Origin of the sequence: Sphingomonas sp. 2378, assembly GCF_038084995.1 — a bacterium.
Classification (GTDB): Bacteria; Pseudomonadota; Alphaproteobacteria; order Sphingomonadales; family Sphingomonadaceae; genus Sphingomonas.
Genome location: NZ_JAXCMJ010000057.1, coordinates 1 through 22060, shown reverse-complemented (window position 1 = coordinate 22060; position 22060 = coordinate 1). Strand labels below are relative to the sequence as shown.

Annotated in this window: 22 protein-coding genes and 1 tRNA gene; 6 read left to right on the top strand and 17 right to left on the bottom strand. The window is 66.2% G+C overall.

Annotated elements, in window-relative coordinates; translation table 11 throughout:
* Positions 1-170: 170 nt before the first annotated feature.
* Together SM191_RS17855 and SM191_RS17850 are read right to left on the bottom strand one after the other, a co-directional pair.
* The gene (locus tag SM191_RS17855) at positions 171-794 is read right to left on the bottom strand and encodes a hypothetical protein (protein WP_341507370.1); all 624 of its coding nucleotides are present in this window, start codon (positions 792-794) and stop codon (positions 171-173) included.
* Positions 791-1444, bottom strand: coding sequence for a class I SAM-dependent methyltransferase (locus SM191_RS17850; protein WP_306998795.1), 654 nt, complete (start codon positions 1442-1444; stop codon positions 791-793). Before SM191_RS17850 ends, SM191_RS17855 begins: the two co-directional genes overlap by 4 nt.
* A gap of 244 nt (positions 1445-1688) precedes the next feature.
* Between SM191_RS17850 and SM191_RS17845 the strand changes: the two genes are divergently transcribed.
* The 3 genes from SM191_RS17845 (at position 1689) to SM191_RS17835 (ending at position 2501) form a co-directional block, all read left to right on the top strand.
* Positions 1689-1817: a hypothetical protein gene (locus SM191_RS17845; RefSeq protein WP_341507369.1), complete on the top strand. Its 129-nt coding sequence runs from the start codon at positions 1689-1691 to the stop codon at positions 1815-1817.
* A 138-nt stretch (positions 1818-1955) separates the two neighbouring features.
* Positions 1956-2219: a hypothetical protein gene (locus SM191_RS17840; protein WP_341507368.1), complete on the top strand. Its 264-nt coding sequence runs from the start codon at positions 1956-1958 to the stop codon at positions 2217-2219.
* Positions 2220-2246: 27 nt separating this feature from the next.
* Positions 2247-2501 carry a hypothetical protein gene (locus tag SM191_RS17835; RefSeq protein ID WP_306998800.1) on the top strand — a complete coding sequence of 85 codons (255 nt, stop codon included), beginning with the start codon at positions 2247-2249 and terminating at the stop codon, positions 2499-2501.
* Positions 2502-2550: 49 nt separating this feature from the next.
* On the opposite strand, the gene SM191_RS17830 is transcribed toward SM191_RS17835, so the two are convergent.
* A complete protein-coding gene (locus tag SM191_RS17830) occupies positions 2551-3702 on the bottom strand; it encodes an N-acetyltransferase (RefSeq protein WP_341507367.1) in 1152 nt (383 codons plus the stop codon).
* Between the two features lie 135 nt (positions 3703-3837).
* On the opposite strand from SM191_RS17830, the gene SM191_RS17825 reads away from it, so the two are divergent.
* Positions 3838-4932, top strand: coding sequence for a fatty acid desaturase family protein (locus SM191_RS17825; protein ID WP_341507366.1), 1095 nt, complete (start codon positions 3838-3840; stop codon positions 4930-4932).
* Between the two features lie 214 nt (positions 4933-5146).
* Here SM191_RS17825 and lptG read toward each other — a convergent pair whose 3' ends face one another.
* The 14 genes from lptG to hspQ all read right to left on the bottom strand — a co-directional run bounded on the left by lptG (position 5147) and on the right by hspQ (position 19171).
* On the bottom strand, positions 5147-6244 hold the full coding sequence (gene lptG, locus SM191_RS17820) for an LPS export ABC transporter permease LptG (RefSeq protein WP_341507365.1): 1098 nt from the start codon (positions 6242-6244) through the stop codon (positions 5147-5149).
* Positions 6241-7440, bottom strand: coding sequence for an LPS export ABC transporter permease LptF (gene lptF / locus SM191_RS17815; protein WP_341507364.1), 1200 nt, complete (start codon positions 7438-7440; stop codon positions 6241-6243). Before lptF ends, lptG begins: the two co-directional genes overlap by 4 nt.
* Before the next feature lie 288 nt (positions 7441-7728).
* Positions 7729-9588 (bottom strand): ATP-binding protein, encoded by a 1860-nt coding sequence (locus tag SM191_RS17810; RefSeq protein WP_445949884.1) that lies wholly within the window; start codon positions 9586-9588, stop codon positions 7729-7731.
* Positions 9589-9702: 114 nt separating this feature from the next.
* Positions 9703-10965, bottom strand: coding sequence for a serine palmitoyltransferase (gene spt, locus SM191_RS17805; RefSeq protein ID WP_341507362.1), 1263 nt, complete (start codon positions 10963-10965; stop codon positions 9703-9705).
* Between the two features lie 22 nt (positions 10966-10987).
* Positions 10988-11233, bottom strand: a complete 246-nt coding sequence (locus SM191_RS17800) for an acyl carrier protein (RefSeq protein ID WP_306998816.1) — start codon at positions 11231-11233, stop codon at positions 10988-10990.
* Positions 11234-11300: 67 nt separating this feature from the next.
* Entirely contained in the window at positions 11301-12194 is an 894-nt protein-coding gene (locus SM191_RS17795; RefSeq protein WP_341507371.1) for an SDR family oxidoreductase, read from the bottom strand.
* On the bottom strand, positions 12194-13294 hold the full coding sequence (proB, locus tag SM191_RS17790; protein ID WP_341507361.1) for a glutamate 5-kinase: 1101 nt from the start codon (positions 13292-13294) through the stop codon (positions 12194-12196). Before proB ends, SM191_RS17795 begins: the two co-directional genes overlap by 1 nt.
* A gap of 184 nt (positions 13295-13478) precedes the next feature.
* Positions 13479-14528: a GTPase ObgE gene (gene obgE, locus SM191_RS17785; RefSeq protein WP_341507360.1), complete on the bottom strand. Its 1050-nt coding sequence runs from the start codon at positions 14526-14528 to the stop codon at positions 13479-13481.
* A 60-nt stretch (positions 14529-14588) separates the two neighbouring features.
* Positions 14589-16199, bottom strand: coding sequence for a TadG family pilus assembly protein (locus tag SM191_RS17780; RefSeq protein ID WP_341507359.1), 1611 nt, complete (start codon positions 16197-16199; stop codon positions 14589-14591).
* Positions 16199-16660, bottom strand: a complete 462-nt coding sequence (locus SM191_RS17775; protein ID WP_306998827.1) for a TadE/TadG family type IV pilus assembly protein — start codon at positions 16658-16660, stop codon at positions 16199-16201. The genes SM191_RS17780 and SM191_RS17775 overlap by 1 nt, the downstream gene beginning before the upstream one ends.
* Positions 16661-17296: 636 nt before the next feature.
* Entirely contained in the window at positions 17297-17845 is a 549-nt protein-coding gene (locus tag SM191_RS17770; protein WP_445949882.1) for a GNAT family N-acetyltransferase, read from the bottom strand.
* Positions 17846-18033: 188 nt separating this feature from the next.
* A complete protein-coding gene (gene rpmA, locus SM191_RS17765) occupies positions 18034-18300 on the bottom strand; it encodes a 50S ribosomal protein L27 (RefSeq protein ID WP_183951678.1) in 267 nt (88 codons plus the stop codon).
* Positions 18301-18343: 43 nt separating this feature from the next.
* Positions 18344-18643: a 50S ribosomal protein L21 gene (rplU, locus tag SM191_RS17760; protein ID WP_007405484.1), complete on the bottom strand. Its 300-nt coding sequence runs from the start codon at positions 18641-18643 to the stop codon at positions 18344-18346.
* 147 nt (positions 18644-18790) lie between these two features.
* Positions 18791-19171 (bottom strand): heat shock protein HspQ, encoded by a 381-nt coding sequence (gene hspQ, locus SM191_RS17755; RefSeq protein ID WP_306998831.1) that lies wholly within the window; start codon positions 19169-19171, stop codon positions 18791-18793.
* A 129-nt stretch (positions 19172-19300) separates the two neighbouring features.
* Here hspQ and SM191_RS17750 point away from each other — a divergent pair.
* A tRNA-Ser gene (locus SM191_RS17750) sits at positions 19301-19390 on the top strand.
* Between the two features lie 225 nt (positions 19391-19615).
* A complete protein-coding gene (locus SM191_RS17745; RefSeq protein ID WP_445949883.1) occupies positions 19616-21898 on the top strand; it encodes a GH92 family glycosyl hydrolase in 2283 nt (760 codons plus the stop codon).
* Positions 21899-22060 lie beyond the last annotated feature (162 nt).

Genomic DNA, 22060 nt, shown 5'->3' with positions numbered 1-22060 from the left:
GGGCGGCGGTTCCAGAAGGACCGCCGCCCAATTTTTATGCTCAAACCTTTCGCCTGGCCGCTCCCCTCCCGCTTGCGGGAGGGGAGCGGCCAGGCGAAAGGTTTGAGCATAAAAATTGGGCGGCGGTCCTTCTGGAACCGCCGCCCTATCCGTCAACCCGAAGCTGCGCGTTACGCCGCCTTCAAATCCTCGAAGTCATCGGCATCGTGATGATCCATCCGCTCGCCCTTCATCAAGCGGCGCGGGGCGCTCTTGTACATCTTGAAGTCGTTGAACGGGTCGGTGACGATCTTGGTCGCCCAGACCAGCCCGGTTTCCAGATCGCGCTTCACCCAAAGCTGCATGACCCGCACCACGATCGCGCTGACGCCCAGGCCCAGCCAGCCGATGCCGACATGGCGCAGATAACCCATGAAGCCTTCGGGATTCTCCAGCGTCCCGAACAGCGTCGGCTGCACGAGCAGCACGAGCGGAATCGCGCCCCAGATGCCCATCAACACATATTTGCGGGTCAGATTGTATCCGACCTTGATCTCTTCCTTATGCTCATGCGTCGCCTTGTTCACATGGTCATAGCCCTTGGGCTCGAAGAAGAAATGGCCCGCCTGGCGGCTGGTCATCGCCACGCCCCAGGCGAGCAGGCTGGCCACCGCCGGGTCGATGAACAGCAGCACATAGGCGGTCAGGAAGGTGCAGGCGCTGACGAAGTGCAGGCTCTGATTGACCAGGCTGTGGTGATAATAACGGTGATCGTCCCACCGCTGTTCGGCGAGTTGCGCGCGGAAACCCGTCATTGGACTTGTCCTTGGAGGGAGGGCTGGCGCTTGGCGAAGCGGACCAGCGAGAAATGGCCGAGCGGGGGCAGGGGGCGGCTTTCGACCAGTTCCACATCGCCGCGCGTCGCGGCCCAGTCGGTATAGCGATGGAACGGAAAGTCGGTGCGGAAGCCCAACCGGCTGGTGATCGGCATCAGCGTCTTTTCGATCCGCCCACGAAGACCGTCGCCCGCGCCGACGCGCGTGGTGATGACGATCTCGCCACCGGGGCGGCAGATGCGGGCGAATTCGTCCAGCGCGCGTTCCGGGTTGGGGACGGCGGTGATGACGTACTGCGCGACCACCACGTCGAAGCTGTTGTCGGCGAATTGTAGCGCCTCGGCGTCGCCATATGCGATCTGTTCGACATGGGTGAGGTTGCCACGCTTCACCCGTTCGCGCGCCTTGTCCAGCATCGGCTCGGACAGGTCGACGCCGACGATGCGGTTGTCGCGCGAATATTGGGGGAGCGAAATGCCGGTGCCGACCCCGACCTCGATGATGCGCCCACCGATCCGCTCGGCGGCGACGATCGCGGCGGAGCGGCCTTGTTTGAAGACGGGGCCGAAGACCAGGTCATAGACAGGCGACCAGCGGTCATAGGCCTTGGTGACGCTGGCGGTACTCATCTGCGTTGCCATCGAAAGGGCATCCCGTAATGCGACGATGCCGTCCCTGTTCGCAGCGCGCGGTGACAATTTCGCGACAAATGCGGCGCTCCCTGCGAGATTTTCGCAATAACGCCATCAATATGTCATCGAAGATGCGCCGAACTGTCGCATTGTTCGTTTATGGGATAGAGTGGCGGCTGCTGTCCTGTGTGGCGCGATAGACTCTTGATCTGTTGCCTAGTCTTTAAAAGGTGGCTTACTGATGCTTGTCGATGCGACGTTTGCATCGGAAGCGCGGCTGTCGTCGCCGACAATCTATGTCGCCGCCAGCCTTCCAATCGTGACCCCTTCCGCGCGCGATTATCGCACGGTGCGTTTTGCCGATGGATAAGCGAAAATTGCTAGGAATCGGCAAATTTCGCCGGATCACAAAAACGTAAACCCCTGAAATCCGGCGTTTTCACTGTGTGGCATGACTAATGCAGTAACTCACATGCCGGGGTGATCCGGCTTCAGGGAGTTACCAACCATGCTACTGACATTGCTGATCGCATCGACCTTGTCCGCCGTAGCGCCGGGCCGTGAGCCCATGGCGTCGCCGACCGTCACCCTGGACACGGTCGCCGTGACGGCGGAAGGCGGCGCGTCGCCCGCCACCGTTTCGGCTTCGACCCGCTATTGCGTCGTCGAGACGCTGACCGGTTCGCACATCCCGACCAAGATCTGCCACACGGCGGACGAATGGATCGCCCGTGAAGGCCAGGTTCCGACCGGCCGCATCGCGCGCCGCTGATCCCCCCTCGAAAACCGGAGAATCCCGATGATGTTCGCTCTGCTCGCCACCGCCGCCGCTCTGTCGGCTCCGTCACCGCGCGACGATGTCGCCAAGCCCGCCCCGGCGCCCGTCGAAGCCGCCGCGCTGCCGACCGCGCCCGCTGCCGCCGCCAAGCCGACCCGCTACTGCTTCCTGAACGTCCAGGAAGATCACATCATGCGCGGCAAGGTCTGCAAGACGCGCAAGCAGTGGTTGTGGAACGGCGTCGATCCGCTCGACTATATCGGCCGCAACAAGTGAGGGGAAAGGGTGGGGGCCGCCCCGGTCGGGCGGCCCCGCCCGTCGTCCGTCAGCCCAGGTCGCGGGCGTAGATGTTATAGGTCTTGTTGATGTCGCTCTTGATGGTCTCGGCGATCGAGCGCATCCCCTGATTGTCGTCGAGGATCCAGCCGATCTCGCCGCGCGACGCGCCGTAACGCTGGATCGAGGCGCGGCGGATATATTCGATCATCATGAAGGCAAGCTGGCTCGCCATGCGCGACGACTGGAGTTCCTTGACCACCCCCATCAGGGGCACGCGCATCGTCCGCACCTTGGGCGCGCGCAGCCACAGCAGCAGCTTGGCCCAGCCGAAGGGGAGCAGGCTGCCCTTGAGCGGCTTGATCGCCTCGTTCAGGTCGGGGAGCGTGATCATGAAGGCGACCGGCTTGCCGTCCAGTTCGGCGATGCGGATCAGGTCGTTGAACACGATCGGCTTCAGCTTGACGCCGACATCCTTGATCTCGGGCGGGGTCAGCGGGATGAAGCCCCAATTGTCCGACCATGCATCGTTCAGGATGCTCAGGATGATCGCGGCCTCCTCCTCGAACTTGGCCTTGTTCACCTCGCGGACGCGGATGCGCTCGTTCTTCTCGCCCGACTTGATGATCCGCTGAACGATCGGCGGAAATTCCTGCGTGATGTCCAGCTCATAGGTGAAGAGTTGCTTGATGACGCCGTATCCGGCGGCCTCGATCCAGCCCTGATATTCGGGCCGCGCATGGCCCATCATGATGGTCGGGTCCTGATCGAACCCCTGGACCAGCAGGCCGGGCTCTTCCCAGACCGACTGCGACACCGGACCGATCGCGCGGGTCATGCCCTGTTCGCGCAGCCAGCCCTCGGCAGTGGACAGCAGCGCCCTGAACACGTCCTCGCTGACCGCGTCCATCAGGCCCCAGAAGCCGACGCCCGGCCCGAAGCCCTTGGACGGGTCCATCTCCAGTGCCAGCGTGTCGAGATGCGCGGAGATGCGCCCGACGACCTTGCCATTCTCCTCCGCCAGGAAAAGCTGCGCCTTGGCATGGCTGTACCAGCCATTCTTCTCCGGCGTGATCAGGCCCAGCGCCTCGCCCTTCAGCGGCGGAACCCAGTGCGGATCGTCCGCGTACAGGCCGAAGGGAAAGTCCACGAAGGTCTTGCGATCGCCCTTGGTGACGACCGGGCGGATGGAGAGCGGCATAGGCGGACGGTCCAGCGATGGATATGAAAGTCGTTTCCTAACCGTCTTGGTCGATCATAGCGAGTGAGGATTCCGTCATTCGTCGCCGTGGGAATGCCACCGTGTCGCCATTATATGGGGGCAAAGGATAGAGTTATGGAATCGACGCTTTCTTTCGAACGCGGCCCCGGTGCCGCCGCCGTCCCACGCCAGGCGCGCCTGCCGATCGCCGACGACAAGGCGATGCTGCGCGCCGCCGCCGAGATGACGCGCGACCTGATCGCACCGAAACCCCGGCTCTATTGGGCGGACATGGCGGGCAGTGCGCTGGTCGGCTATGCCGCGCTTGCCGTGGCGGTGACGGCGTCTTCGACCGGCGTGATCGTGGTGGCGTCGGTGGTCGCGGTGCTGGCGCTGTACCGTGCTCTGCTGTTCATCCATGAGGTCAGCCATATGAAGCATTCGGCGCTGCCGGGCTTCCGGACCGGCTGGAACGCGCTGGTCGGCGTGCCGCTGCTGACGCCCGCCTTCATGTATGAGGGGGTGCATAATCTGCACCATGCCAAGACGCGCTATGGCACCGCCGACGATCCCGAATATCTGCCGCTGGCACTGATGAAGCCGTGGACGCTGCCGGTGTTCATCCTGGTATCGGCGCTGGCGCCGCTGGGGCTGCTGATCCGGTTCGCGATCCTGTCGCCTTTGTCCTGGGTGATTCCGGGGCTGCGCAAAATGGTGGTCGAGCGTTATTCGGCGCTGGCGATCAACCCGCAATTCCGCCGCCGCATGCCCGAGGGCGAGGCGCTGGTGCGGTTCAACCGGACCGATGCGGCGGCGTCGATCTGGGCGATCGCGCTGGTGGCGATGGTCGCGACGGGAGTCATCTCGCTGCGTGGCTTCGGTATCGGTTTCGCGATCGGCTCGGCGGTTGCGGTGCTCAATCAGGTCCGCACGCTGGTCGCGCATCTCTGGGAGAATGAGGGCGAGCAGATGACGGTGACCGCCCAGTATCTGGATTCGGTCAACGTGCCGCCGCCCGCGCTGTTGCCGGGCCTGTGGGCGCCGGTCGGCCTGCGTTACCATGCATTGCACCACCTGCTGCCGTCGCTGCCCTATCATTCGCTGGGCGAGGCGCATCGGCGGATCAGCGCGGCGCTGGAACCGGATTCGCCCTATCACAAGGCGAGCTACAAGGGGCTGCCGGGGCTGGTGGCGAAGATCGGCCTGAGCACGATCCGTCGGGGGAAATAAGGTTTCGCTGCTGGGCGAAGGAGGGCGTGCGCTTCGACTTCGCTCAGCGTGAACGGGCGGTGGAGATTATGATACCCCCTACAGACCTCCGTTCAGCCTGAGCGAGGTCGAAGGCCAAGGCCAAGGAACTCCGCTCGCCAGACTGCATGCCTAGGGCGTGCACTTCGACTTCGCTCAGTGCGAACGGAGGTGGGGGTCTTCGGAAGTAAGTAGGTTACTCCTCCGTCCGGAACAGCACCGCCTCGCCGATCAGGAAGAACAGCAATATGGGCGCCCAAGCCGCAAGAAATGGCGGGTACGCCCCCAGATCACCCATCGCCATCGAGAAATTGTCGGCCACGAAATAGGCGAAGCCCAGCGCCATGCCGATCACCGCCCGGACGAACAGCTTGCCCGAGCGCGCGACGCCGAAGGCCGCGACCGCGCCAAGTAGCGGCATCAACACCGCCGACATCGGCGCGGACAGCTTGTGCCAGAGCGATCCCTCGAGCGACTTGGTCGGACGGCCCGCCTCGCGCAGATCGTCGATCGCGTTCGACAGCGCGCGGAAAGACAGACTGTCGGCATTGACGCTGGCCAGGGTCAGTTGCTCAGGCGTCACGCCGCGCCCGATGACCAGCGAGGGGATATTGGTCAGCTTGCCCGATGCCACCTCGAACCGGGTCGCGGGGCCGATCCGCCAGCCATCGCCGGCACGCTGTCCGCGCGGGGCCCGTACGATCGCCTGGAGGTTGCCGCCGCTGCGGTCGTAGAGCGTCACACCGCCCAGTTGCGTCCTCGGCCCTCGTCCCTGGATCAAGTCGACCGAGATCAGGTCGTCGCCGTCGCGCACCCACACATTGGCCCGGTCGCCGCTGTCGATGGGCAGGGGGCCATATTCGACCTTCTGCCAGGCGCTCAACGTCGCGCTGGCGCGCGGCACGATCCGGTCGTTGAAGGCGAAGCTCAGCACCGCGACGCCCGCACTGGCGATCAGCAGCGGCGCCAGCACCTGATGCGCCGACATGCCCGCCGCCTTCAGCGCGATGACCTCCGAATTCTGGTTCATCGTGAAGAAGGTCAGGATGGTGCCGAGCAGGACCGAGAAGGGCAGCAGAAAGGATATGATCTGCGGCGCACGCAGCGAGACATAGCGCCACACCTGCGCCTGCCCGTTGCCGGGGGCCGCCAGCACCGCGCCGGATTCGCTCAGCACGTCGAGCGTCTGGAGCACCAGCGCCACCGCGAACAGGATCGCGAAGGTGCGGATCAGGAACATCTTCGCCATGTAGATGGCGATGGTCCGCGACGGGAAGATGTTGGACAGGGTCATGCCGTCTGTCCCTTCTTGCGGCGGCGGCCGGGAAGCCAGCGGCCGATCGCCTTGGCCAGCTTCGCCACGCCCCGCTCCAGCGCGCCGATCGGCTGGCCGCCGGGTACATAGGCGGTCACATAATACATCCAGAGCACCAATCCGGCGAAGACGGTGAACGGCCCCCAGAGCGCCAGCGCGGGATTGACCCGGCCCAGCGCGCCGATATCGGCGGCATATTGGTTCACCTTGAAATAGGTGACGAGCATCACGATCGACAGGAAGACGCCGAGTGCCGAGGTCGATCGCTTGGGCGGGATGCCCAGCGATACCGCCAGCAGCGGCAACAGGAACATCGTCACCACCTCGACCACGCGGAAGTGGAATTCGGCACGGCTCCCGGCACGGGCCTCCGCGCTTTGCGCCTCCTGGCCGTGGCGGGCGAGCTCGGGCAGGGTGAACTCCAGATCGCGGCCCCCGCGCTGACGGAAATTGTCGAACTTGGGCAGGTCGATCGGCAGGTCATGGCTGGAGAAGGTCAGGACGCGCGGCGCCTTGAACTCCGGCCGGTTGTGGATCAGCGTGCCGTTGGTCAGGCGGAAGATGATGACATTGGGATCGTCGGTCGCCAGGAAGCGCCCGCGCTCCGCCGTCACGCCGATCCAGTCGCCCTTGGACGTGTTGGCATGGACGAAGATGCCCGACAGGTCGCGCCCGCTGTCGCGGCTCTCCTCGATGCGCAGCGTCATGCGGTCGCCCAGATGGGTGAACTCGCCGACCTTGATCGACGCGCCGAGAGCGCCGGTGCGCAACTCGTAGCGCAGGCCCTCATAATAATAGCGGGCGACCGGCTGGATATAGCCCACGATCGCCAGGTTCAGCGCCGCCAGCACGATCGCGTACATGTACGGTACGCGCAGCAGCCGGGTGTAGCTCATCCCCACGCCGCGCATCACATCCAGCTCGGACGAGGTGGCGAGGCGGCGAAAGGCGAGCAGGATGCCCAGCATCAGCCCGATCGGAATGCCCAGCCCCAGATATTCGGGCAGCAGGTTGGCGAGCATCCGCCACACCACGCTGATCGGCCCGCCCTCGGTCGCGACGAATTCGAACAGGCGGCGGATGCGATCGAGCACCAGCAGCATCGCCGAGATGAGCAGCGTCGCGAACAACGGCAACGCGATCAGCCGGGCCATGTAGCGATCGATCGACTTCATGCGGGGGACTTCATGCGGGGAACATCACTCGCGCGATAAAACGGCCATGGCTATACGAGGGCGGGCAAGGCGCGTCACCCCTTGTTTGCGGTTCGGGATTTTCGTGAAGGATTTGGGTGGGTTCGGTCGGGTCGAGCCGGAAATGGCAATGGCGGGATGTGCGCTTCGACTTCGCTCAGCGCGAACGGAGGTGGGGGCGTCGGGCCTTGTCCCTGCCGGGTGATCCTCACCCTCCGTTCAGCCTGAGCGAAGTCGAAGGCCACGCCCGAACGCCCGGCCCCGAACCGCTCAAGCCGCCGCGCAAACCGGCCCTTCCGCCACCCGCTTCAACGCCGCCGCCAGCGCGCGTTCCAGCCCGGCCAGGGTGAACGGCTTGCGCAGAACCTCATGCCCCTCGAACCCCGTCGCCTGCACATCGCCCGCAAAGCCGGTGACGAACAGAACGGCGATATCGGGATGACGCGGACGCAGGGTCGCGATCATCTCCGGCCCGGTCATGTGCGGCATCAGCACGTCGGACACGATCAGGCGGATACCGGGGTGCCGCGCGAGCAGGCCTTCCGCCTCGCGCGGGTCGCTACAGGCGATCGGGTCGTGGCCGAGTTCCCGCAACGCCCCCATCGTCGCGGCAAGCACGCGGGGATCGTCCTCGACCAGCAGGATGCGGAGCGCCTCCAGCCCCTGCGGTGACGGCGTCGCACTGGCCGCTTCGACGGGCGTAGGGGCCGCCGCCGCGACATGGCGGGGGAAATAGAGGCTGACCGTCGTACCCGCGCCGGGTGCGGTGCGGACCATGACATCGCCGCCCATCTGACCGACCAGCCCGAAAATCTGGCTGAGGCCCAGCCCCGTGCCCTTGCCTGCGGGCTTGGTCGTGAAGAAAGGCTCGAACACGCGCTCGGCGACCTCCGGGGTCATGCCAGCGCCCGTATCGGTGACCGACAGCATGACATAATCGCCCGCCGCAGCGCGGGGCAGGGTGTCGGTATCGACCCGGGTTTCGGCGGTGCGGATCGTCAGTTCGCCGCGCCCGTCCATCGCGTCGCGCGCGTTGACCGCCAGATTCAGTATCGCATTTTCCACCTGGACCCGGTCGCCGAACATCGCCCAGTCGCTGGTTGCGTCCTCCACCGTCACCTTCACCCCGTCGCCCAGCGTCCGGTCGAGCAGGTCGCGCATCCCGCTGACCAATTGGCGCGGGGCCAGCGCCTCGGGGGTGAGCGCCTCCTCGCGGCTGAACATCAGGAGGCGGCGGGTCAGCGCGGCGGCGCGGTGCGCGCCTTCGGTCGCGCTGTCGAGGTGGCGCAGGCTGACCTCACGGTCCTCGGCGCGGCGCGCCAGTTCCAGCCCGCCCAGCACGACCGCCAGCATATTGTTGAAATCATGCGCGATCCCGCCGGTCAGCTGGCCCAGCGCATCCATCTTCTGGATCTGGCGCAGCTTGGCTTCCTGCACCTTCAGTTCTTCGGTCGCGGTTTCGACGGCGGCGGCAAGTTCCTCGGCACGGGCGCGTTCGGCCCAGGCCTCGGCGCGCGCCTCCGCCCGCTCGCCCACCGTGCGGAACATCAGCCAGCCGAGCAGGATCGCGCCCAGCGCCAGCGCGATGCCGAAGATCACCAATCCCCCGGCGATGCGGTTGGAATGCAGCACCGTCTCCTGCGCCGCCGTGCTGCGCTGGTCGAGCAGGACCCGTTCCCCCTCGATCAGGGCGGTGAGCAGCCGGTTGATCTGCAACAGCGCCTCGGCCTGTCGCGCCTGGTAATAAAGGCCGTAAGCCTGACGGTTGCGATGATAGGTCGTCGACAGCGCGATGACCGACAGTTCCTCGCCGCGCGCCTCATAGGCCTTGCGCAATTGCTCGACGCGCCGTTGCTGGTTCGCTTCCTCGATCAGGATATCCAGCCGTTCGAGTTGCGCGCGTGCCAGATTCCATTCGTCGACGTAAAGCTGGCCCAGCTTGCTGTCGCCCGAGATGACATAGCGGCCCAGCGAGGCCTCCGACCGGGCGATCGTGCCCGCCAGGGTGCGGGCGAGGATCATCACCTCGTAACTGTGCCGCTGTCGCTCCAGCGCGCGGTCGCGTTCGCGATTGGCGTGGCCCAGCGTCACGATCAGCATGGCCAGCGTCACCGCACCGGCCAAGGCCATCGCGATCAGGGCAAAGGCCCGCCAGCGGCCGACCTTTCCGAGATTATCCTGCTCGATCACGGCCGTTACGCTATCCCAGCCACCGGATAATGCAAAGCCGGGCGCGACCGGGCGTCAGGCGATGACGCCGACCGCCCGCCCCGCCGCACCGAACATGCCCAACACCGTCTCGATCTGGGCGGGCGTGTGCTCGGCGCAAATGGAGCAGCGCAACAGGAAGGTGCCCGCCGGAGTCGCGGGCGGCCGCGCCATGTTGACATAGAGCCCGCCGTCGAGCAGCGCCTGCCACATCATCGCGGCCTGTTCCTGATCCTCCAGGATCACCGCGACGATCGCGCTGTCGCAATTCTCGGTGCCCAGCTTGAATCCCATGGCCTTCAACCCGCCATGCAGCGCACGGGCGTTGGACCAGAGCCGTTCGCGCTTCTCGTGCGCGGTCATCAGCTTGCGGATCGAGGTCGTCGCGGTCGCCACCACCGAGGGGGGCAGCGAGGCGGTGAAGATGTACGGACGACACGCCAGGCGCACCGCCTCGAACTTCGGATGGTTGGACACGACGAAGCCGCCGACCGTGCCGACCGACTTGGAGAAGGTGCCGACGACGAAATCGACCTGGCCTTCCAGCCCCTGCGCCTCGTACACGCCGCGCCCGTTGGGGCCGAAAAAGCCCATCGAATGCGCTTCGTCGACCAGCACCATGCACCCGTGCTTCTTGGCGACCGCGACCATCTCCTTCAACGGGGCGATGTCGCCCAGCATCGAATAGACGCCCTCCAGCACCACCAGCTTGGCGGGCTCCTTGGGAAGCCGGCCCAGCCGCTTGTCGAGATCCTCGACCGAATTGTGGCGGAAGCGGACGATCTCGGCATTGCCCTGCTGGCAGCCGTCATAGATGGACGCATGGCTGTCGGCGTCGAGGATGACATACTCACCCTTGCCCGCCAGCGTCGAGATGATGCCGAGATTCGCCATGTACCCGGTCGAAAAGACGATCGCGCCGGTCGTGCCGTAGAAATCGCGCAGCGCCTGTTCGACTTCCATATGGTCATGGAAGGTGCCGTTGAGCATCCGGCTGCCGTTCGTGCCCGAGCCGAACTTCTCCAGCGCTTCCTTGCCCGCCGCGATGACGTCGGCGTCGAAGGTCATGCCCATATAATTATAGGTGCCGAGCAGGATCGTGTCCTTGCCCCGGATCACCGCCTCGGTCGGCGACTTCACCTGTTCCATCACGATCGCGAAGGGATCGGTGACGCCCGAGTCGAGCAGCTTCTGCCGCTCGGCGATCAGGCCGTCGAACTTGGAGAGCAGGTCGTGCTCGGGGGCAACTTCCTGCGCTTCGGCGGGCAGGGCATGGGGTTGGGCAGCGGCTTCGGTCATGTCGGTGTCCGTTTGAAGGCGATCAGGCTTGCTTGAGCTTTTCGACCGCGTCGACCAACTGGCCGACATTCTCGATCTCGGCCTGCATGTTCATCGTGATGATGATCTCGAACTCGTCCTCGATCGCGGCGACGAAGTCCATCACGGTCAGGCTGTCCCACTCCAGGTCGCCCTGGAAGGTCGTCGCCTCGGTCAGCGTGACGCCCTTCTTGTTGAAGGGCGCGATCTGGGCCGCGACGGTGTCGAAAATGGCTTGGCGGTCGCTCATGATGATCCTTTCGAAGGGGCCAGTGGCACCCAAATGCGGCGGCTTTTCGACCGCGCCCATGTCGCTGCTATAGCAAGCCGTTGGCGCGATACCACCGTGCCGTGTCGGCAAGCCCCTTGGCGAGCGTTATGGCGGGTTCCCACATCGCCGGATCGGGCCGTTTGGCCGGGTCCGCGGTCCAGTCGGGATGGCAGAGATAGCCGACGCGGTCGGGCGTCAGCTTGGCCGCATGGCCCCGAAACGTTCGATCGATTTTTGCGCCCAGGCTCAGCAGGCCTTTGGGTAGATGCAGCGTCATCACCCGCCGCCCCACCGCCGCGCCCATGGCTTGGGCGAGTTCGGCATGGGTCAGTACCTGACCGTCATCGACCTCCATTACGCTGCGCGGGCCATCGGCGGCGACCAGCGTGGTCAGCAATCGCGCGAAATCCTCGACCGCGATCAGCGACAACCTGCCCGGCGGCGGCATGAGGGCGAGGCCCAGCTTGGCGGTGCGGAACACGTCCAGCCATTCGGTGTCGTGCGGGCCGTAGATTCCGCTGGGCCGCACGATCGTCCAGTCGAGGCCGCTGTCCGTCACCACATCCTCGGCCTGGCGCTTGGACCAGCCATAGACCGACAGGCCGGGCTCGCGCGCCGACAGCGAGGAGACATGGACGAAGCGCCGGATGCCCGCCGCCTTCGCCGCTTCCACCATCGCGCGGGTGCCGTCGATATTGCCCGCGACGAAGCCTTCGCGGTCGGGCGCGTTCACCACGCCCGCGATGTGCAGCACCGCCTCGGCCCCCTCGACCAGCGTGGCGAGGCTTTCCGGCTTGTCGAGCGCGCCCGCGATCCAGGTGATCCCGGCACGCGACGGCTGCGCACGGCGGGTCAACGCGCGCAACGACAGCCCTGAACCGGCGGCGCGATCCACCACCGCGCGACCGACAAAGCCGGTCGCTCCCGTCACGGCGACGATCACAGCAGGGCCAGATGATTGCGATGGATCAGCGCGGCGCGGGGCGCATGGCCCAATATCTCGGCCTGCTGGTCCGAGCGTGTGCCGATCAAGGCGCGCGCCTCGGTCGAATCATATTCGCTCAGGCCCCGTGCGATGGTGCCGGTCGGCCCTTCGACGGTCACGAGGTCGCCGCGCGCGAAATGGCCCTGCACGGCCGTCGCCCCCGCCGCGAGCAGGCTGTTGCCCTCCACCAGCGCCCTGGCCGCGCCCGCATCGACGCTAATCGCGCCACGTGCGGTCAGCCCACCCGCCAGCCACGCCTTGCGGGCGGGGGCGCTTTTTTCGGCGACGAACAGGGTGTGGCGCGCTGGCGTGGACAGCGGATGATCCACCCGCCCCGACGCGATGGCGAGATGCGCGCCCGCGCTGACCGCGATGCGCGCGGCGGCGATCTTCGACACCATGCCACCCGATCCCATGCCCGAGGCCGAGCCGCCATCGGCCATGCCGCTGACCGCGTCGATCCGCTCGACCCGTTCGATATGGCGCGCGGCCGGGTTGGTGTGCGGGTTGGCGTCGTACAGCCCGTCCACGTCGGACAGCAGCAGCACGCCGTTCGCGCCCGCCGCCTGGCCGACCCGCGCCGCCAGCCGGTCATTGTCGCCGAACCGGATTTCTTCCGTCGCGACGCTGTCATTCTCGTTGATGACCGGCACCACGCCCAGGCCGAGCAGCCGTCCCAGCGTCGCGGCGGCGTTCAGGTAGCGGCGGCGATCCTCCAGATCGTCGAGCGTCACCAGCATCTGCGCGGCGGTCAACCCTTGCGCGTGGAGCAGTTCGGCCCAAGCCTGGCTGAGCGCGATCTGTCCGGTCGCGGCGGCGGCCTGCGCATCCTCCAGGCTGGCCCGCCCGCCTTTGGGCAGGCCCAGCCGCCGCGCGCCGAGCGCAATCGCGCCGGAGGAGACGATCGCGATCTGCTGGCCTTGCCGCACGCGCGCGGCGATGTCGGCGACCAGCCCGGTCAGCCAGTCGCGACGGACCTCGCCCTCGGGCGTGACGAGGAGCGCGGAGCCGACCTTGACGATCAGCCGCTGGCAGTTGGTGGGAGGGAAGATCATTGGGGGGCTTTTAGGATTGATCGGTGGTGAGGGTCTCTGCGAGGCGTCTTTCCCTCCCCCATCCCCTCCCGCTTGCGGGAGGGGCGTGCTTGGGGCGAGCGGTCTGCCAAGAATCGCTCCCCTCCCGCAGGCGGGAGGGGATGGGGGAGGGCCGGGTGTCTCACCGAGCCCACCGCCCGATATCTCAGGACAGCGGCGACCATGTGATCTCGTCCTCGCCCTCATCGCCTTCGGGCACCGCATCCGGCCCCGGCCCGATCGCCTCGAGCAGCTTGTCGAGCACCCAGTCCACACCCGTCCCCGCCGCGCCCGATAGCGGGATCACATCCGCACCGCTCGCCTCGGCCAGTTCGGCCGACAGCGCCTCGATCAGTTCGTCGTCCAGCGTGTCGATCTTGTTGAGCGCGATGATATGCGGCTTGTCGACCAGCCCCGCGCCATAAGCCTCCAGTTCGTCGCGGACGATGCGATAGCTTTCCGCCACGTCCGCGTCATTGGCATCGACCAGGTGCAGCAGTACCCGGCACCGCTCGATATGGCCGAGGAACCGGTCGCCGATCCCCGCGCCGTCCGCCGCGCCTTCGATCAGGCCGGGGATGTCGGCGACGACGAACTCGCGCTGGTGATGCCGCACCACGCCCAGTTGCGGCCGGGTGGTGGTGAAGGCATAGGCGCCGACCTTGGCCTGTGCATTGGTGACCGCGTTGATGAAGGTCGACTTGCCCGCATTGGGCAGGCCGACCAGACCCGCATCCGCCAGCAGCTTCAACCGCAGCCAGACCCATGCCTCTTCGCAGGGCCAGCCGGTGCCGTGCTGGCGCGGGGTGCGGTTGGTCGAGGTCTTGTAGCTGGCATTGCCGCGCCCGCCATCGCCGCCGCGCAGGAACACGACACGCTGGCCGACCTTGGTGAAGTCGAGCAGCACCTCCTCCTTGTCTTCGGACAGGACCTGCGTGCCGACGGGCACCTTGATGACCAGATCGTCGCCGCCCGCGCCCGTGCGGTTGGAGCCCGAACCGCCGGAACCACGCGGCGCCCGGAAATGCTGGGTGTAGCGGAAGTCGATCAGCGTGTTCAGCCCGGCGACCGCCTCGAAGATGATGTCGCCGCCCTTGCCGCCATTGCCGCCGTCTGGGCCGCCATATTCGATGTATTTTTCACGCCGAAAGGACACGGCGCCGGGGCCGCCCGTGCCGGAGCGGACGAAAATCTTGGCCTGATCGAGAAAATGCATGGCGCCGCCTTTACCCTTGACCGCGCCGACTGACCAGCCCGCCGGATCAGGCCCGCGCGATCAGGCGACGAGCGTGGCTCCACCGCAACGGACGCCGTTCACCGTCACATCGGCCTGTCCGACATGCATGCCCAGCAGGTCGGTCAGGCTGTTGATCAGCAGGTCGAGCGCGGGCGCGACCGATGCCAGCGCCGCGCCGACCGTGCCGGTCAGTCCCGACAGCCCCAGGCTGAACGGCTCCAGGGTCAGGCTGAGCTTGCCGATCAGCGAGCCCGCTATGCCCTGCATCGCCGAGTTGGAGGTGACGGTGCGTGGCGTGGCGTTGGCGATATCGGCGGTGTTGAACGTCAGGCGCTGCCATGCGCTGTCGCTCGCCAGGTCGATACGGGCATAGGCCATGACCTTGACCAGCGTCACCTGGAGCAGCGCCACCGGGCCGGTGATGGGCGACCGGCTCATGTCGCCGAAGCGGCTGCGATCGATCTGGGCGATGGCGACGGTGCCGGGTGAGGGGAGTGCGTCGATCGTCACCGTCTGCCCCGTGCCCGAGCAGGTGATGCCGTTCAGCCTGGCCTGTGCCGCCGCCGTCTCGACGAAGAGGGGCAACTGGATATTGGCGAGCAGCGGCAGGCCGATCTGGGTGTCGATCAGCATCCGCTGCTGCGCGGTTCGCACGATGGTCGATCCGTCCTGCGCCACGGCCAGCCAGGGCGAGTTAGCCGGGCGCTCGCCGATCGCCAGCAGCACCCTGGTCGACAACAGCCCCGGCACCGATGCCCCCAGGTCGAGCGAGACCTGCCGCTGGCCGTTGGCGATCGACAGCGACTCGCGCAGCATCGAATAGGCGTCCATCGCGATCAGGTCGCGCGACGAGGCCCTAGTCAGGTCGCCAAGCGGCCCCAGATCGATCAGGCGGCTGAGTGGCACCTTCGACCCCGGCACCCGCAGCGACAGGTTGCGGAGCAGCGTCGCGGTGCCCGCATTGCCGGTGGCATCCGCCATGGCGCCCAGCAGGGTCGGCAAGGTCACGTCGGCGGCCAGGATCGTGTCGAAGCTGGCGCCCGTCAGGCCGATCCGCGTCCCCAGCGATCGGGTCATCCGCAACAGGTCGATCCGCCCGCCGACCAGTGCCTGATAATCCATGAAGGACAGCGACAGGTCGCTGCCCGCCAGCCCGTTGAGCACCGCACCGGGCAGGCCGCCTTGCACGTTGAGCAGTCGCGTACCCAGCGAGAAACCCGCCAGATCGATCCGCCGCGCCACCGCGTCGGCGGCGACGGGGCTGGTGTTCCTGCCGGTCAGAACCCGACCGAAGAAGAGGGGCACGGGTTGGCTGAGAACCACGCGGATCGCACCGGCATCGCTGCCGGCGATGAAGCGGCTGGCGGGGGGCACGCCGGGATCGGCGCTATAGCGGCCCGGCACGATGCTGGTGGAGACATTGGCAAGGCCGGTGGCGGCGACGATACGGGCGATCGCCTCCGCTCGCCGGTCGGGGGCGGAGGCGGCGGCGGCGAGTGCGGCTTCGTCGGCGACGCCTTGCAACCGGCGCTGCGACAGGGTCAACATGCCGATATCGATCCCCATCGCGGCGAAGCCGATCATCGCCATCGCCGCCAGCGCGGTCAGGATGCTGACGCCGCCGCGCTGATCCCGCCACAGCGCCGACATCACAGCCCCCCGATCATCGCGACGCCCTTGGCCTTCAGGACCCGAGCGGGCATGGGCACGAAGGGCAGGTTGAGCAGCGGATCGGCGGAGGCGTCATAGCGGATCGACACGGTGATCAGATTGTCCGCCTCCGACGTGTCGACCTGGCCCCGGTCCCGGCGCAGCACGCTGGTCGCGTCGAGCACCCGCAATGCGGTGTCAGTCGCGATGCTCTTGCGCTCCGCGGCGTCGATGCCGGCCAGCGACGCGCGCGCGGCGTCGTTGGCGGCCTGTTGGACGAGATGCGCGGTCAGGAAATAATCGCCGAAGCCGACGATCCCCATCAACAGCGCCAGCAGGACGGGCAGGGTCAGCGCCAGTTCCACCACCGCCACGCCGCGATGGTCGGGGGGCAACCCGGCCAGCCGCTTCGGCTGGCGGGACAGGGATAGGATGATGGACTCGGCAGGGTTACGCGCCACCGGGATAATCCCTCGAAACAGACTGGCTGCTTCACCAAAAAGGCCTGAAATCTTAGCAAGTACCTAAAATCGCGTATGTCGCCCGCGTAATTTGACGATTGGGCGGAACAGTGATCGATATGGTCTTTTTCGGCTTTCCTTGAGGCTTTCCAACTGATCGAAACGGTTAGATCGATTTTCGGATGTTGGTGTTGCCGGGAATGAAAGGCTTCACGGCTGGTGCGAGTCGCGCGATCGGATATGGCTCCGCCAACCTATCAGCGTTTGCCGCGCGCCCGTTTCTCGGGCGGGAGGGGCTGGAGGTGCTTCGACCCGCACGGCAAGTTCATGACATGCCATCCCCGGCGAATGCGACATCTCCGCAAAAAATTCGGCACGTGGTCCCGGTCCGATCGACATTCAGGCCGCACCGCCTTCCACCTTCCCTTCCGGGAAGGGATAGGACGAATGTCGATTGACCCCGGAGTCATGCACAACTCGGCGGAGGTCGGGTCCGATCGAGCGATGATTTTCGTGGCTTCCGAACGTCTCCCAACGGAATCGGCCTTCGCCAGGAGGGGGGGGGGGCAGGCCGGCGGCCTCAGCCAAACCCCCTATCACCACTTCCGCGCCACGAACCGGGCTGGCCTCCTCCGATCAGGCGGCGAGCGGCATGGCCGGATTTCGCTCGCCGTCCAGGTCGAGCGCGTAATGGATGCTGGGCGACAGGCCGCTGCGCCCCGCCGAGGCCCGCGCCATGCGCCGTCCGGTCGGGCGGAAGCCCAGCTTGGTCAGGACATGACCGGAGGCGGGATTGTCCGCGAAATGCCACGCGCCCAGCCGATCGATGGGCAGCGCGTGTCGCGCCATGTCGATCACCGCGCGACCCGCCTCGGTCGCATAGCCCCGTCCCCACGCGGACGGCGTCAGCCAATAGCCCAACTCATGCCCCGTATCGCCCGCGATGATCGCGATCCCGCCGATCAGCACCGGCGGGCCCTCGCGATCCAGCGCGGTGATCAGGAACCGGGGTTCTGTCGCACCACGCGGCTGGGCCAGCCACCGTTCGGCATCGGCGTGGCGATAGGGGTGGGGGACCCGTGCCACCATGCGGGCGATCGCCTCATGCCCGATGGCCTCGACCAGGGGGGCGGCATCTTCCGGCCAGGCTGGCCGCAACAACAATCTTTCCGTCCGCGCGAACATCACTCGACAACTCCTCGTCGCGTCGGCCGCGACTTGCCACGTCCGGATGACGGGACGGAGACAGGCGGACCGAAGCGGTTGGAGGGAGCACGAAAAAAAAGGGAGCCGGGGTGACCCGTCTCCCTTTTTTGCTGGTTCCTGCGCGGAACCCGGGTCACCCTGGTGGGCAACCCGGCGCGGTTGCCCGATTATTCGGCCGCTGCGGCCAGTTCGACCGAGCAGAATTTACGGCCCAGCTTGCCCTCGTGGAACGAGACGCGACCATCGACGAGCGCGAACAGGGTATGGTCCTTGCCCATGCCCACATTGCGACCCGGATAGAACTTCGTCCCGCGCTGACGCACGAGGATGTTGCCGGCGATGGCTTCCTGGCCACCGAACTTCTTCACGCCAAGGCGACGGCCGGCCGAATCACGACCGTTGCGCGACGAACCGCCTGCTTTCTTATGTGCCATTGCGAACTACTCCTGGATTTCGTTGGGGTGGCGCGGCTGAAATTCAGGCGCCGACCGACACGATCTTCAGGATCGTGTGCTGCTGACGGTGGCCGTTGCGACGACGATAGTTGTGGCGACGGCGCTTCTTGAAGACGATGACCTTGTCGGCCTTCGCCTGCGCGATGATCTCGGCGGCGACCGTGATGCCGTCGACCGCCTTCAGCTCCGAGCCTTCGCCCGCCAGCAGAACGTCACCCAGCGTCACCGACGCGCCGGCTTCGCCCTCGATCTTCTCGACGACGATCTTATCTCCGGCGGCGACGCGATACTGCTTGCCGCCCGTGCGCACGACTGCGAACATGGCTCTTATCACTTCCCAAATGCATGGCTCCCGCGCGGGAATGCCCACCGGGAAAGAAAGGCCAGCTAGGCAAAGGTGGCCGGATTGTCAACCAAGGATTCGATTCCCCCTTTAGTTGACAGTCAGGCAGCTATCGCTGCCCGGTAATCAATGCCGGTGTTCGCGCCGCAACAGATAGCGTCCGTCGGCATAGCCGGTGAACAGGCCGTCGATGGCGGGATGCTCGATCGGCTCGTCGCTGTCGTCGTGCAGCAAATTCTGCTGGCTGACATAAGCGACATAGCTCGATTCGGCATTCTCCGCGAGCAGGTGGTAGAAGGGCTGGTCCTTGGCCGGACGGATCCGTTCGGGGATCGCGTCATACCATTCGTCGCTATTGGCGAAGACGGGGTCGACGTCGAAGATCACGCCGCGAATGTCGAACATGCGGTGGCGCACCACCTCCCCGATCGCGAACCGCGCGGTCGCGACGATCGGCGCTTGCGCTTCCTGGCTCGGGGGCTGGGGGAGGGTGTCGGTAGGGTCCATGGACCTGATTTAATGTCTTTGTCGCGTCGCACAAGTTTAGGCGCTTGCAATGGATAAAAAGCTGATCTAGGAGCGCGCCTCCAATCGATCAGCCCCATGCGGACCAGTGCCGCTACGGATCGTCCTCGCGGAGAGGTGGCAGAGTGGTCGAATGCACCGCACTCGAAATGCGGCGTACCGGCAACGGTACCGAGGGTTCGAATCCCTCCCTCTCCGCCACTTACCTGACATGCCTGCATGAACCGATCCCGACGCGGCCCTTCGCCACCGCCGGTTGCCCGCTTTCTCGCGAGGCGCAGGGGGAGCGGTGCGCGCGGTTCGGACGCGAAATTAAGGGTTTAGCGTCGCGACGCTATCCATCCTTCCCCTTGGCAAGGCGGCGCGTATCGGGGAAGGTGCCCCGAGCCGGTGGAAAGGGGAGAGTGGATGGCGGTGCGGGGGATGATGTTGGTCCTGGCGATGCTCTCCGCCAGCGCCTCGGCACAGCGGGCGACGGTCGACGATGTCGATCCGTTCATCGGTACGGGTGGCGAGGGGCACACCTATCCCGGCGCGGTGGCGCCCTTCGGCATGGTCCAACTGTCGCCCGATACCGATACCCAGTGTGCGCTGCGCGAATGCTACGCCCATGCCGCGGGGTATCGCCATGACGACCCGACGATCCAGGGGTTCAGCCACACCCATTTCTCGGGCGCGGGGCATTCGGACCTGGGCGATCTGCTGGTCATGCCGGTGTCGGGCGACAACGTGCCGATGGACCCCGGCACAATCGACAAGCCCGGCTATCGCTCCCCTTTCCGGCACGAGACGGAGGAGGCGCGGCCCGGCTATTATGCGGTGACGCTGGACGGGCCGGGTGTCCGTGCGGAGATGACCGCCGCGACGCGGGCGGGGGTGCATCGCTATCGCTTCCCCACGGGCAAGGCCGCGCATCTCGTCATCGATCTCCGGTCGTCGCTCTATGATTATCCGGGCAAGATCCTGTGGTCCGGGCTGCGGCTTCGTCCCGACGGCACGTTGACCGGGTTTCGCGAGACCCGGGGTTGGGCGCCGGGGCGCAAATTCTTCTTCGCGATGCGCTTTTCCGCGCCGCTGACAGGCCATGCGCTGGTCAATCGCGAGGCCGACGTGATCTATAAGGGCTTTCAGGGGCCGGGACGGGGCAGCGATGCGGTGGCGGAGCGGCTGGGCCGCGCGCTGATGGCGCGGCTCGACTTCGGTACGCTCGACACGCCGCTGGAAGTGAAGGTCGCGATCTCGGGCGTGGACGAGGCGGGGGCGATCGCCAATCTCGACAGCGAGCCGGGCGGCTTCGATGCGATCCGCGACCGGACCCGGACCGCATGGACCCAGGCGCTGGGCGCGGTCGAGGTGGAGGGGGCCGCGCCGATGCGGCGCATGGTCGCCACCGCGCTCTATCACAGCCTGCTCGCTCCCAGCGTCTGGAGCGACGGCGACGGTCGCTATCGCGGGCCCGACGACCAGGTGCACCGGGCGGAGGGTTTCACCTTCCGCTCGACCTTCTCGCTCTGGGATACGTTCCGCGCCCAGCATCCGCTGCTGACCCTGATCCAGCCGGAACAGGTCAATGCCGAGATCGTCCGCTCGCTGATCGCCAGCCGGGAGGCCAGCCCCGATGGCATATTGCCGGTGTGGCAGTTCCATGGGCGCGAGACCTGGACGATGATCGGCTATCACGCGGTCCCCGTCATCGCCGATGCCTATATGAAGGGCATTCGTGGGTTCGATGCGAATGCCGCGCTGGACGCGATGGTCGCGAGCGCGCGCTATGCGCCCTATGGCGGCCTGGGCGAGTATATGAAGCGCGGCTATGTCCCGATCGACCGAGAGCCGGAGGCGGCGTCCAAGACGGTCGAATATGCCTATGACGACTGGGCGATCGCGCGCATGGCGGCGGCGATGGGGCGGGGCGATATCGCCGCCGACTTCGCGAAGCGCGCGGGCAACTGGCGCAACAGCTTCGATGCGAAGGCGGGTTTCCTGCGCGCGCGCAAGGCCGATGGAAGCTGGCGTGTGCCGTTCGATCCGACCGCGATCAACTATGGCTCCGATTATACCGAGGGCAATGCCTGGCAATATAGCTGGTTCGTGCCGCAGGATCAGGCCGGGCTGTTCCGGACGATGGGCGGCGACAAGGCGGTGGTCGCCAAGCTCGACCGGATGTTCGACTATGACAATTCAAAGCTCGACTATAGCCATGCCGAGGATATCGCCGGGCTGATCGGCCAATATATCCATGGCAACGAACCCAGCCACCATGTCGCCTATCTCTACAGCTATGCCGGGCAGCCATGGCGCACGCAGGAACGGCTGAAGCAGATCGTCGACAGCCAGTATAAGCCGACGCCGGACGGCCTGTCGGGCAATGACGATCTGGGCCAGATGTCGGCTTGGCTGGCGTTCACGGCGCTGGGTTTCTATCCGGTCACGCCGGGGACGAACCAATATGTGATCGGCCGCCCCTTTCTGAACCGCGCCGTGCTGAACCTGCCCAACGGCAAGCGCTTCACGATCACGGCGGAGGGCTTGAGCGATACCCATCGCTATGTCGGATCGGTGCGATTGAACGGAAAGACGCTGACGCGCGGATTCATCCGGCATGAGGAGATCATGGCGGGTGGGACGCTGGCGTTCGAAATGACGGCGCGGCCCGATCGGGCCTGGGCGGTGGCGTCGAAGGATCGGCCTTATTCGATGAGCCGGTGAGAGCCTTGCGGGATAGGCCGAGCCCGTTGGTTGGTCTGCTGCCGTCTGCGAGGAAGAGCGAACGCATCCGCCTTTCCTCTCCCCTCCCGCAGGCGGGAGGGGGTGGGGGAGGGCCCTCTCCACTGGGCGGCGTCGCCCGGGGCCGGGCCCCCACCCCAAACC

Excerpts from the sequence above, each read along its gene's own strand:
- SM191_RS17855 (WP_341507370.1), bottom strand. The coding sequence starts at position 794 with ATGACGGGTTTCCGCGCGCAACTCGCCGAACAGCGGTGGGACGATCAC.
- SM191_RS17850 (WP_306998795.1), bottom strand. The coding sequence starts at position 1,444 with ATGAGTACCGCCAGCGTCACCAAGGCCTATGACCGCTGGTCGCCTGTC.
- SM191_RS17845 (WP_341507369.1), top strand. The coding sequence starts at position 1,689 with ATGCTTGTCGATGCGACGTTTGCATCGGAAGCGCGGCTGTCGTCGCCG.
- SM191_RS17840 (WP_341507368.1), top strand. The coding sequence starts at position 1,956 with ATGCTACTGACATTGCTGATCGCATCGACCTTGTCCGCCGTAGCGCCG.
- SM191_RS17835 (WP_306998800.1), top strand. The coding sequence starts at position 2,247 with ATGATGTTCGCTCTGCTCGCCACCGCCGCCGCTCTGTCGGCTCCGTCA.
- SM191_RS17830 (WP_341507367.1), bottom strand. The coding sequence starts at position 3,702 with ATGCCGCTCTCCATCCGCCCGGTCGTCACCAAGGGCGATCGCAAGACC.
- SM191_RS17825 (WP_341507366.1), top strand. The coding sequence starts at position 3,838 with ATGGAATCGACGCTTTCTTTCGAACGCGGCCCCGGTGCCGCCGCCGTC.
- lptG (WP_341507365.1), bottom strand. The coding sequence starts at position 6,244 with ATGACCCTGTCCAACATCTTCCCGTCGCGGACCATCGCCATCTACATG.
- lptF (WP_341507364.1), bottom strand. The coding sequence starts at position 7,440 with ATGAAGTCGATCGATCGCTACATGGCCCGGCTGATCGCGTTGCCGTTG.
- SM191_RS17810 (WP_445949884.1), bottom strand. The coding sequence starts at position 9,588 with ATGGCCTTGGCCGGTGCGGTGACGCTGGCCATGCTGATCGTGACGCTG.
- spt (WP_341507362.1), bottom strand. The coding sequence starts at position 10,965 with ATGACCGAAGCCGCTGCCCAACCCCATGCCCTGCCCGCCGAAGCGCAG.
- SM191_RS17800 (WP_306998816.1), bottom strand. The coding sequence starts at position 11,233 with ATGAGCGACCGCCAAGCCATTTTCGACACCGTCGCGGCCCAGATCGCG.
- proB (WP_341507361.1), bottom strand. The coding sequence starts at position 13,294 with ATGATCTTCCCTCCCACCAACTGCCAGCGGCTGATCGTCAAGGTCGGC.
- obgE (WP_341507360.1), bottom strand. The coding sequence starts at position 14,528 with ATGCATTTTCTCGATCAGGCCAAGATTTTCGTCCGCTCCGGCACGGGC.
- SM191_RS17780 (WP_341507359.1), bottom strand. The coding sequence starts at position 16,199 with ATGTCGGCGCTGTGGCGGGATCAGCGCGGCGGCGTCAGCATCCTGACC.
- SM191_RS17770 (WP_445949882.1), bottom strand. The coding sequence starts at position 17,845 with ATGTTCGCGCGGACGGAAAGATTGTTGTTGCGGCCAGCCTGGCCGGAA.
- rpmA (WP_183951678.1), bottom strand. The coding sequence starts at position 18,300 with ATGGCACATAAGAAAGCAGGCGGTTCGTCGCGCAACGGTCGTGATTCG.
- rplU (WP_007405484.1), bottom strand. The coding sequence starts at position 18,643 with ATGTTCGCAGTCGTGCGCACGGGCGGCAAGCAGTATCGCGTCGCCGCC.
- hspQ (WP_306998831.1), bottom strand. The coding sequence starts at position 19,171 with ATGGACCCTACCGACACCCTCCCCCAGCCCCCGAGCCAGGAAGCGCAA.
- SM191_RS17745 (WP_445949883.1), top strand. The coding sequence starts at position 19,616 with ATGTTGGTCCTGGCGATGCTCTCCGCCAGCGCCTCGGCACAGCGGGCG.